The sequence below is a fragment of the Archangium sp. genome (assembly GCF_036388035.1).
GTDB lineage: Bacteria > Myxococcota > Myxococcia > Myxococcales > Myxococcaceae > Archangium.
Map to the genome: position 1 here is coordinate 1 of NZ_DASVSO010000793.1, position 4,092 is coordinate 4,092.

Genomic DNA, 4,092 nt, shown 5'->3' on the forward strand with positions numbered 1-4,092 from the left:
ACGCGGGCTACGGCTTGGACTCGGACACCAGCTCCAGCGCCCGGCCGAACTCCTCGCGGAGATCCTTGGCCTGGCGCCCGTGGCCCAGCCAGATATAGGGGCGGGTGCGGATGCGGTGGACGAGCTCACGCGCTTCGGGCAGCTCGCTGCGCACGTAGTAGGCGTGCACGTCGTTGGCCGTCTCGCCAAAGGCCGCGGCGAGGATGAAGCCGTGCGTGGTCGCGTACCGGGAGAGCAGCTCCTGCATCGCGTCCCATGAGCCCAACGGCAGCATCTGCGGGTTCTCCACGTAGTGGACGAGGATGACGTCCGGGCGCGTGGAGGAGAGGTAGTCCCAGGTGAGGCCGCCGTGGTGGGCAATCCACGCGTCGTTGAGCCCCCAGGCGTCGATGGTCCTCCAGCGCGAGTAGAGCGGGAGCAGCCCGGCCTCGGTGGTGACGAGCGTGTAGCCGCGATCCGCGTACTCGCCGAGGAGGTGGCCTACGTCCTGGCGCCCATCGAGGTGGTGCCGGATGGGCGGACCGAGCTGCGTGAGCGGCCAGGCCACCATGGCCGCCGCGAAGAGCGCCAGGGGCAGCCCGCGCCCGAGGGCCCAGTTCCAGCGCGGCGCGCCCTCGAAGCACCAGCGGTTGGCGCCCCAGGCCGCCGCCGGCCAGAGGACGGCGAGCACCACGGTGCCCGCGTACTGGAAGCGGCCCACGTAGTTCATCTCGCTGGAGAGGAGGACCCAGATGGAGGCGAACCCCACGGTGGGCAGCAGCGCCGCGAGCGTGCCCCGCCACGTCTTGCCCAGGCTGACGGCGAAGCAGGCCACGGCCGCCGCGAACAGGGCCCCGCACTGCCAGCGCGTCCACTGCACGGAGCTGTCGAACCCGTCCCAGTGCAGCTGGCCGCCCCCCTTCTTGTAGAAGGGATTGGGGAAGGGCGCGCTGAAGTACCACCAGCGCCAGGCGAAGTAGGAGCCGCCCACCACCGCCCAGACGAGGAGGAAGGGCACGAGCACCTCCTTCACCTGACGGCCGCGGAGGAGGGCGAGGGAGACGAGGAGCAGGCCCGCCAGGAAGACACCATCCGGCCGTCCCAGGCCGAGCAGCAGGCTGGTGATGGCGAAGGCGTACGCCTCGCGCCGCGAGGGGGCATACGCCCACCGCAGCGCCCGCCACGCGGCGACCGCGGCCAGCAGGCCGAAGAAGGGGGTGGCGAAGTAGGAGTTCAGGTAGGTCTGCCCCGGGCCCAGCAGCAGGGGCAGCGTGCAGAGCACCGAGACGGCCCGGTGGGTGGAGAACACCTGCCGGCCCGCCAGGTAGACGACGGCGAGCGTGGCCGCATGGCTGGCGAGGATCATCCCCCGGACGGTGGCCTCGAGCGGCAAGCCGAGCGCTCGGGGGAGCGCGGCCACCACGAGGAAGAGCATGTCCGTGCCGCCGTCCACGGGCCGCTCGCCCACGTTCCACACGATGCCGTGGCCCTGGGCGAGGTTCTCGATGTAGCGCATGAGGATGGCCGCATCCTCGAAGGGCGGCAGCCCCGGGTCGCCGAAGAAGCGATCGAAGAAGACGGCGGCCAGCACGAGGCCCGCCATCACCAGCGCATCGGCCAGTCGGAGGGCTCCGAGCGCGGTGGGCCCGTTGCGTTCGAGACGGAGGTGCATGTCGAGACTCAGCGCTCCGGCGCGGCGGGCACGCGGAGGACGCACAAGGGGCCCTCTCTTACCCCGGCCGAGCGGCCGGAGTCGAGTCTTCGACCCTGGGAATGCCTGCCTGCCTGGAGGGTTGATGGGCACCACTCCAAGGTGGGGAGGCTGGCGGTCGGCGAGCGTGTGGGTTACGGGAGGCGCATGACGCAGCAGCGGGTACGACGGCTGGGCTGGGGCGCACTGCTCTTCACGGTGCTGGGGCTCTTCGTGGGCGCGGGCGGGGCCCGGGCGGAAGTGCCCGCCACGGCGGTGGCCACGGGCGCGCCGGACCAGGGCAATGACCGGGTGGAGGCCTCCCTCCTGTTGGACGTCACCCAGGTGAAGCCGGGAGACACCTTCCGCGTGGGCGTGCGCTTCCGGATGGATCCGGGCTGGCACATCTACTGGAAGAACCCCGGCGAGTCGGGCCTGGCCTCCGAGATCACCTGGGACACGCCGGGCAGCACCGTGGGCGACTTGCAGTGGCCCGCGCCCTCGACCTTCCGGACGTCCGACGGCTTCATCACCACCTATGGCTACGCGGAGGAGGTGCTCCTCTTCACCGAGGCCCGTGCGTCCGAGAAGGCCACGGGCTCGCTGCAGCTCTCGGCGGCGGCGGACGTGCTGGTGTGCGAGGTGCACTGCCTGCCCGCGCAGCTCATGCTCACCCGCAACGTGACGGTGGGCCCCGAGACGCTGCGGGACGCCGAGCACGCCCCCACCTTCGACGCGGCCCGCGCGCGCGTGCCGGCAAAGCCCGAGAGCGCCGGCCACACGGTGACGCTCGCGCTCGACGCGAAGCCGCTCACCGCGGGCAAGCCCTTCACCGGCACCCTCACCGTGACGGGCCCGGCGGCGCCCACGGTGGAGAAGGACTTCTTCGTCCCCGAGCGCATCCCGGGCCTCGCGCGCCTGACCCTGTCGCCCGTGGAGGGCAAGCCCGGCACCTTCACGCTGGAGGGCGACGTGTCCCCGAGCGTGCCCCCGAAGGAGCCCCGGCTCGCGGGCGTGCTGCGCCTGGGCACGGCCGCCGCGGGCTACCGCTCGCTGGCGTTGGAGCTGCCGCTCGCGCCCGTGGTGGCCGCCGAGGGGGCCGCCGCGCCCGCCGCGAAGGCGCCGTCCGTGAGCGGGGGCGCCGCCGTGGCGCCCGAGTCGTCGCTGTCGCTGGGGCTGGTGCTGCTCTTCGCCTTCCTCGGAGGCGCGCTGCTCAACCTCATGCCGTGCGTCTTCCCGGTGCTGGCCCTCAAGGCGTATGGCTTCACCCGCACCGTCCACGCCGAGCGCGGCAAGGTGGGCCCGCACGCGCTGGCGTACGCGGGCGGCATCGTGGGCTCGATGATGGTGCTGGCGCTCGTGGTGCTGGCCCTGCGCGCGGGCGGGAGCACCGTGGGCTGGGGCTTCCAGTTCCAGGAGCCGCTCTTCGTCACGGCGGTGTGCGCGGTGCTGGTGGCCTTCGCCCTCAACCTCTTCGGCGTCTTCAACGTGGGCACGGACGGCACGGCGCTGGTGGAGAAGGTGGACGCGAGCCATGGCCTGGGCCGCAGCGCGGGCGAGGGCGTGCTGGCGGTGGTGCTGGCCACGCCCTGCTCGGCGCCGCTGCTGGGCACCGCGGTGGGCTTCGCGCTCGCGGCGGGCCCGGCCACGGTGCTGGCCACCTTTCTCATGCTGGGCCTGGGGCTCGCGCTGCCCTTCTGCCTGCTGGTGCTGGTGCCGGGCCTGGCGAGGTTCCTCCCCAAGCCGGGCGCGTGGATGGAGCGCGGCAAGCAGCTGCTCGGCTTCGCGCTGCTGGGCACCACGGTGTGGCTGGTGTGGGTGATGGGGGGCCTCACGGGCGTGGACGGCATGGCGCGGCTGCTCACCTTCCTCGCGCTGGTGGGCCTGGGCGCATGGATGTACGGGCTGGCGCAGGGCTCCACGGGCGGGCGCAAGGCGGCGGGCGTGGCGGCGGTGGTGGCGGTGCTGGCCGTGGGCGGCCTCGTCACCCTGCGCTTCGACGAGACGGGGCCGGCGGTGCGCAAGGCCTCGATGGTGGCCGAGGCGCAGCCGTGGGACGAGGCGGCGGTGACCGCGGCGCTCGCGGCCGGGCAGCCCGTCTTCATCGACTTCACGGCGGACTGGTGCCTCACCTGCAAGTTCAACGAGCGCACCGTGCTGACGCGCGAGGAGGTGCGGGCCGCCCTGGCGGAGCACAAGGTGGCCTTCTTCGTGGCGGACTGGACGCGGCGCGACGCGCGCATCAGCGCCAAGCTGGCCGAGTTCGGCCGCGCCGGAGTGCCCATGTACCTGGTGGTGAGCCCCAAGGCCCCCCAGGCGCCCGTGGTGCTGCCCGAGCTGCTCACCGCGGACTCCGTCATCGACGCCGTGCGCCGCGCTGCCCGGCCAGGAGCCGACGCAACGTAGCCGTGGCCCGTGCACCC

Annotated in this window: 2 protein-coding genes; one reads left to right on the forward strand and one right to left on the reverse strand. The window is 73.1% G+C overall.

Annotated elements, in window-relative coordinates:
* Positions 1 to 7: 7 nt before the first annotated feature.
* Positions 8 to 1,651, reverse strand: coding sequence for a hypothetical protein (locus VF697_RS32635; RefSeq protein ID WP_331101099.1), 1,644 nt, complete (start codon positions 1,649 to 1,651; stop codon positions 8 to 10).
* 186 nt (positions 1,652 to 1,837) lie between these two features.
* Between VF697_RS32635 and VF697_RS32640 the strand changes: the two genes are divergently transcribed.
* A complete protein-coding gene (locus VF697_RS32640; protein WP_331101101.1) occupies positions 1,838 to 4,075 on the forward strand; it encodes a protein-disulfide reductase DsbD family protein in 2,238 nt (745 codons plus the stop codon).
* Positions 4,076 to 4,092: the final 17 nt, after the last annotated feature.

Bases quoted from the DNA above. Each gene is read 5' to 3' on its own strand.
- VF697_RS32635 (WP_331101099.1), bottom strand. From the start codon at position 1,651: ATGCACCTCCGTCTCGAACGCAACGGGCCCACCGCGCTCGGAGCCCTC.
- VF697_RS32640 (WP_331101101.1), top strand. From the start codon at position 1,838: ATGACGCAGCAGCGGGTACGACGGCTGGGCTGGGGCGCACTGCTCTTC.